This is a genomic window from Pseudoalteromonas sp. SR45-5 (genome assembly GCF_014163565.1).
Taxonomy (GTDB): domain Bacteria; phylum Pseudomonadota; class Gammaproteobacteria; order Enterobacterales; family Alteromonadaceae; genus Pseudoalteromonas; species Pseudoalteromonas distincta.
In genome coordinates, this window is the sequence record NZ_JACJDN010000235.1 from 1 (window position 1) to 5,751 (window position 5,751).

Sequence of the window (5,751 nt, forward strand, 5' to 3'; positions counted from 1 at the left end):
CTAAAAGCCAAAGAAGGCACTAAAGGCCTAGATAATGTAGAAGACGACTAACGCAAAAAGTAATTTTAAAAGGCCGAATAAATTCATTTTATTCGGCCTTTTTAATGATTGCTTGTACCCTTTACAATACAAACTATTCATGTGACTATAAATTAATTATTTATATGAAAGGATATTATTATGGGTAAGGTACTACTTGTATCATTACTGATTTTTTCTAGTAGTTTATATGCTGAACAAAATACTAAGCAGCAAAAAATAGATGAACTCATTAGTGTAATGAATTTAGATTCAATGGTTGATTCTATGTACGGCCAGGTTGAAGGTATGATGAAAGGCATGTCAGACCAAATGGGTGTTAAGCCTTCTGAGCAAGCAATTTTTGATAAGTACTACGGCGACATGACGACGGTATTAAAAACTGAGATGAGTTGGGCTAAAATGCAGCCAATGATGGTCAATGTATACGACAAGCATTTTAGTGAGCAAGAAATTGCCGATATGTTAGCATTTTATAAAACAGATACAGGGCAAAAAATACTCGAAAAAATGCCTGTTGTAATGCAAGAGTCTATGCAAATGTCACAAAGCTTAATGAAAGATGCTATGCCTAAAATACAAACTTTGGCGCAGCAACTAAGCGACGAATTAGAGCAAAGCCGTAGCGAATCAAACTAGGGCAGCGCATGTTTGGTATTTATGCTGCGTTATCGCCTGTTTATGGGGGATAACCACACAACATAGGCTCTGCCTTGCCTAAAGACCAAACAGTCTGCATAAATTAAATCACCAATGATTAACACGCCCTTAGATTAATACGCGCCTTACTTAGGCGATTCTCTGCTAAATTACATCCCCTTCAGATAATACACGGCCAATATCAGCTTAAGTTAATTATGTTTGTGTCATTATGCCAATGAGCAACAATACTTAATCAATTTGAGGGATTAAGTACGGCGCTAACTGCATAAAACATTTTTTATATACGACGGCATGAATGCAGGGGCAATTAATAATAACAACTAAATAACGAAACCTTTGCCTTGTTATCCACTCGATTTATTGTCTTAAATAGAGCACTTAATTAAGCCAATTAGTATTATTTTGTTAGTTTTAAAATAGCCATTGACCTATGTGTTGCACCTAGGTTTATTATGAAGCTATTGAAACATGACGGAGTTAAATTATGTATGTTAAACAACTTGCCAAGTTAATGGGCGTGACTGCAGATACTGTTCGTCATTACACACGAATTGGGTTACTTCATCCAATACGCAGTGAAGAAAATGGTTATCAAGAATATACAAAGCAAGACCAGCAGCGTTTAAAGTTTATTATTAGCTCTCGTCAACTTGGTTTTTCACTCAAAGATATTCAACAAATTATAGGCGAGTCTGAGCAGGGGAATTGTCCTTGTCCGTTAACGCGTAAACTCATTACTAAACGCCTAGAAGAAACCGAAGCACTATTTCAAGAAACATTAAAATTACGAAATAGAATGCATGCAGCTCTGGCGCAATGGGATACATCAGCCGATGGTGCAAATGCCAGTGACGTGTGTAGTTTAATAGAATCTTTTGTTGATCCAATAAACGATTCTGCAAATAAGGAGCAGCGTAATGACGACTAATACAAAAGACACCGCGCAAAACTTTATTATTGAAGGCGCTAATTGCGGCAGTTGTGTGGCTAAAATTGAAAAAGCCCTTAATAGCGTGCAAGGTGCGCAAAATGTAGAAATGAACTTTGCACAGCGTACAGTACGTGTAGAAGGTAAAGCCCGCGAAAGCACGCTTATTAAAGCAGTCGAAAACATTGGTTATTCAGCTAAGCCAATGAGTAATGAGTCTGATCAAGATGCACTTGATGAAAAAGCAAAGTCGGACGAGGCACATTACAAAAAGCTAATGCGTCATATGATATTAGCGTTAGGAGTCGGTGCACCGTTAATGATATACGGGCTTATTTTTGATATGAGTGTGACCACCGACACACAACGAATAGCCTGGTTTTTAGTGGGTATAGTCACGCTTGTGGTTATGGCTATATCAGGTAAGCAATTTTACAACGGTGCTTGGCAGGCATTTAAAAACCATGCTGCCAATATGGATACATTAATAGCGCTTGGTACAGGTACTGCGTGGTTGTATTCAATGTTCGTAGTAATAGCACCAAACTTATTACCACAAGTCGCAAGGCACGTATATTTTGAAGCATCATCGATGATCATCGGTTTAATTAGTTTAGGGCTCGCTTTTGAAGTAAAAGCACGTGGGCGCACCTCACAAGCAATTAAACGCTTAATTGGCCTGCAACCAAAAACTGCACGCGTTATTCGCGATGGTCAAGAGCAAGACATCGACATTAGTGATGTTGTAAAAAATGATGAAGTACGCGTACGCCCGGGTGAAAAAATCCCTGTGGATGGCGATGTTATTGAAGGCAGCAGTACGGTTGATGAGTCAATGCTTACTGGTGAGCCAATGGCTGTAAGCAAAAAAACGGGCGACAAAGTCGTTGCCGGAAGTATTAATAAAAGTGGCACTTTATTATTTAAAGCCACGCACATTGGTAGCGAAACCACACTTGCCAATATTATCAATATGGTAAAGCGTGCACAAAACTCAAAGCCATCAATAGGGCGCTTAGCTGATGTTATATCAGGAATATTTGTACCAACAGTCATGATTATTGCGGTGCTTGCAGGCCTTGCATGGTTAAACTTTGGACCTGAGCCATCAATTGCTTATGCCGTTGTTGCGGTTACCACTGTACTTATTATTGCTTGTCCTTGTGCGCTAGGACTCGCAACCCCTATGTCGGTTATGGTGGGTATTGGTAAAGCTGCAGAGTCAGGAATATTAATTCGAAATGGTGAGTCGCTGCAAACAACATCTAAAATCACCACCATGATTTTAGATAAAACAGGCACTATTACTCAAGGCACACCGCAAGTTACCGATGTAGTTACCTTTAATAACAGTGATGAAAATACAGTAATGCAACTTGTTGCAAGCCTTGAAAGTAGCTCAGAGCATCCACTAGCCCAAGCAATTACGGCACACGCTAAAAAGCAGGGCTTAGCTTTAAGTAAAGTAGCCGACTTTAATGCAATTACAGGTAAAGGTGTCACTGGCAGTGTTGACGGGCAAACATTGTTGTTTGGCAATAAAGCGCTAATGGATAAATACAACGTGGCCGTTGATGATGCAATCGAGCAAGCTCAAACACTTGCCAGTGATGCTAAAACGCCCATGTATTTTGCAAGTAATAATAAGCTCCACGCTACTATTGCAGTAGCCGATCCAATTAAAGAGGATTCAGTTGAAGCTATTAAACGCCTGCAAGATAAAGGTATCCACCTAGTTATGCTAACAGGTGACAACAAAGCCACTGCACAAGCCGTTGCTAAACAAGTTGGTATTGATGACTTTATTGCAGAAGTAATGCCCGATGATAAAGTAAACGAAGTAACAAAACGCCAAGCAAATGGTGAAATAGTGGGTATGACAGGTGACGGTATTAACGATGCTCCCGCACTTGCACAAGCCGACGTAGGATTTGCAATTGGTACAGGTACCGATGTTGCAATAGAAAGTGCAGACATTACCTTAATGCGTGGTTCGTTACATGGCCTTGCTGATGCAATTGCAGTGAGTAATGCAACTATTTCAAATATTAAACAAAACCTATTTGGTGCCTTTATTTATAACGTGGCGGGTATTCCGATTGCAGCCGGCGTGTTGTATCCATTTTTTGGCATCCTACTTAACCCTGTTGTTGCAGGTGCAGCTATGGCACTTTCATCGCTTACAGTGGTAAGTAACGCTAATCGCTTACGTTTTTCAAACCAAATAAATCGTAATTTAAGCTAAGGAGTACATTATGTTGATGATTAATATAGGTGGTGCACTGTTAATAGCTGCAATTATTTATTGGTTTTGGCTATACAAACCAGAGCAAACACAAAGTGATGACAACAAAGTAACGATAGTCGTTGATAACGGTGTTTATAAGCCAAGACACATTAAAGTGGCAGCCAACAAAGAGGTTGTACTTACCTTTGATAGAAAAGACAGCGCGCCGTGCGCCGAAACAGTGGTATTTCCACAGCTTGATATAAGTAAAACGCTGGCAATGGGTGATGGCAATACGGTTAAACTACCTGCGCTTGAAGCCGGTGAGTATGACTTTCATTGCCAAATGCAAATGTACAAAGGCAAGCTAGTTGCAGAGTAGTCTGAACTAAGTAGGTGTTGGGGTCGTATAGTTGCCTTATATAAGCTATGAGTAGGAGTGGTTACATTAAATGAATAAACTAAACCCTAAAAAATTATTGAATAGTAAATGGACCGCAACACCTGCTATAAATAAAGAAAAACACTTCATTATTGTTGAGGTGGAATTTGATGAAGACGGCAATGTAATTGAATGTATTACTGAGGCTGTTATGTCAAAAAATCAATATCCAATTAGTTGGCGAGATCTAAAGGATAACCAAAAGTGGCTGCAAGGGTGGAAGTAGTTTAAATCTATATAATTTACCTCACTCCAATAGCTGGCACACGATGTAGGTTTGCTTAATTTAAGCAAACCTACATTTTACAGCGCATTAAATTATGAGTTTAATGCTACAACTTAGCTTTAGCATTGAAACCTTCCTAGATAAATTCGCCATTTGGCAACAAAACAATTAATTTCAAAATATCCTTTCAAAATTTTTATAATAAATCTCATAAAATAATGTAACTTACTGATTAAAAATAAATTAATTATTTAGTAGCCGAAAATAAATCCGATGTAATTTCCATGTTCATATTCAGTTTATTCTGAAGGCTAACCTAAACGCCCCCTTTATTAGCTCTTTAGCCAAAGTGTGTCTTTTTAATTAAACTTAACCAATTGATTTATAATGGTTTATTATTTTTAGTTAAATGGCTGTTGCTAAATAGCAACAATAGCACCTCCGCAAATTAAGCTTTTCTCGCTTTATATCATTTAACTCATTGTTTTTAAATAATAAATAAAAAGTGGCACCGAAGTTGTAATACCTACAGTGTATTAAGCAAAACGTGATGAAAGCCAAAGGCCTTAATCGCAACAACCCAATGAAGGAATACTATTATGAAAACATTTCAATCAACATTAGTACTAATGGCGCTAGCTTCTTCATCAGCGGCTTTTGCAGCAACAGATTTTGATACGCTAGACGTAGATGGTAATGGCGCAATCAGCCAAGCCGAAGCTTCAGTAGATGCTGAGCTTTTAAGCAAATTTGAAGAACTCGATACAAACCAAGATGGTGAGCTATCTGAAGATGAGTTTTCTAAGGCCTAAAATTAAAGCCTTAAGCAGTTAATGCTCTGTGATGTTATCTAAATTCTGAGTTGCCGAAGACAACCTAAGTAGGCAAGGGAGCCTACTAAAAAGAATAACCAGGAAGTGACTAGAGAGCACTATAGAGCAAATTTATTTAGGACACCGCATACTTTTGAAGGATTAAATTATGAAAAAGCTACAATCAACATTTGTACTTATGGCTATTGTTTCTTCGTCAGTAGTATTTGCAAACACAGACTTTGAAACACGCGATGCAGACGACAACGCTTCAATTAGTCGCTCTGAAGAATCGGTGCAAGTGATAGAGCAATTTGACGAGCTGAATGTTCAAAGTAGCGGTGGTCCGACAGAAAATGATTTTTTTGAATATTAATTTATAGACACTTTACTCCTAAAGGATCTTTGAAAAGG

General features: G+C 38.3%; 6 protein-coding genes and 1 pseudogene. All 7 read left to right on the forward strand.

Features of this window, described 5'->3' with window-relative positions; translation table 11 throughout:
• Nucleotides 1-180 precede the first annotated feature (180 nt).
• The 7 genes and pseudogenes from H5072_RS10340 (at nt 181) to H5072_RS10370 (ending at nt 5,713) form a co-directional block, all read left to right on the forward strand.
• Entirely contained in the window at nt 181-678 is a 498-nt protein-coding gene (locus H5072_RS10340; protein WP_182693483.1) for a DUF2059 domain-containing protein, read from the forward strand.
• Nucleotides 679-1,186: 508 nt separating this feature from the next.
• Complete coding sequence (locus H5072_RS10345; protein WP_182693484.1) at nt 1,187-1,630, forward strand: MerR family transcriptional regulator; 444 nt, start codon at nt 1,187-1,189, stop codon at nt 1,628-1,630.
• Nucleotides 1,620-3,865 (forward strand): annotated as a pseudogene (locus H5072_RS10350) (heavy metal translocating P-type ATPase). Before H5072_RS10345 ends, H5072_RS10350 begins: the two are co-directional and overlap by 11 nt.
• Nucleotides 3,866-3,885: 20 nt before the next feature.
• Entirely contained in the window at nt 3,886-4,239 is a 354-nt protein-coding gene (locus H5072_RS10355) for a cupredoxin domain-containing protein (protein WP_024596090.1), read from the forward strand.
• A 70-nt stretch (nt 4,240-4,309) separates the two neighbouring features.
• Nucleotides 4,310-4,525 carry a TIGR02450 family Trp-rich protein gene (locus H5072_RS10360; protein WP_002958506.1) on the forward strand — a complete coding sequence of 72 codons (216 nt, stop codon included), beginning with the start codon at nt 4,310-4,312 and terminating at the stop codon, nt 4,523-4,525.
• Between the two features lie 599 nt (nt 4,526-5,124).
• Complete coding sequence (locus H5072_RS10365; protein WP_007585535.1) at nt 5,125-5,337, forward strand: calmodulin; 213 nt, start codon at nt 5,125-5,127, stop codon at nt 5,335-5,337.
• A gap of 169 nt (nt 5,338-5,506) precedes the next feature.
• The gene (locus H5072_RS10370) at nt 5,507-5,713 is read left to right on the forward strand and encodes a hypothetical protein (RefSeq protein ID WP_007585537.1); all 207 of its coding nucleotides are present in this window, start codon (nt 5,507-5,509) and stop codon (nt 5,711-5,713) included.
• Nucleotides 5,714-5,751: the final 38 nt, after the last annotated feature.

What these genes read in the sequence shown, in the direction of transcription:
- H5072_RS10340 (WP_182693483.1), top strand. Translation starts at nt 181, where the DNA reads ATGGGTAAGGTACTACTTGTATCATTACTGATTTTTTCTAGTAGTTTA.
- H5072_RS10360 (WP_002958506.1), top strand. Translation starts at nt 4,310, where the DNA reads ATGAATAAACTAAACCCTAAAAAATTATTGAATAGTAAATGGACCGCA.
- H5072_RS10370 (WP_007585537.1), top strand. Translation starts at nt 5,507, where the DNA reads ATGAAAAAGCTACAATCAACATTTGTACTTATGGCTATTGTTTCTTCG.
- H5072_RS10355 (WP_024596090.1), top strand. Translation starts at nt 3,886, where the DNA reads ATGTTGATGATTAATATAGGTGGTGCACTGTTAATAGCTGCAATTATT.
- H5072_RS10365 (WP_007585535.1), top strand. Translation starts at nt 5,125, where the DNA reads ATGAAAACATTTCAATCAACATTAGTACTAATGGCGCTAGCTTCTTCA.
- H5072_RS10345 (WP_182693484.1), top strand. Translation starts at nt 1,187, where the DNA reads ATGTATGTTAAACAACTTGCCAAGTTAATGGGCGTGACTGCAGATACT.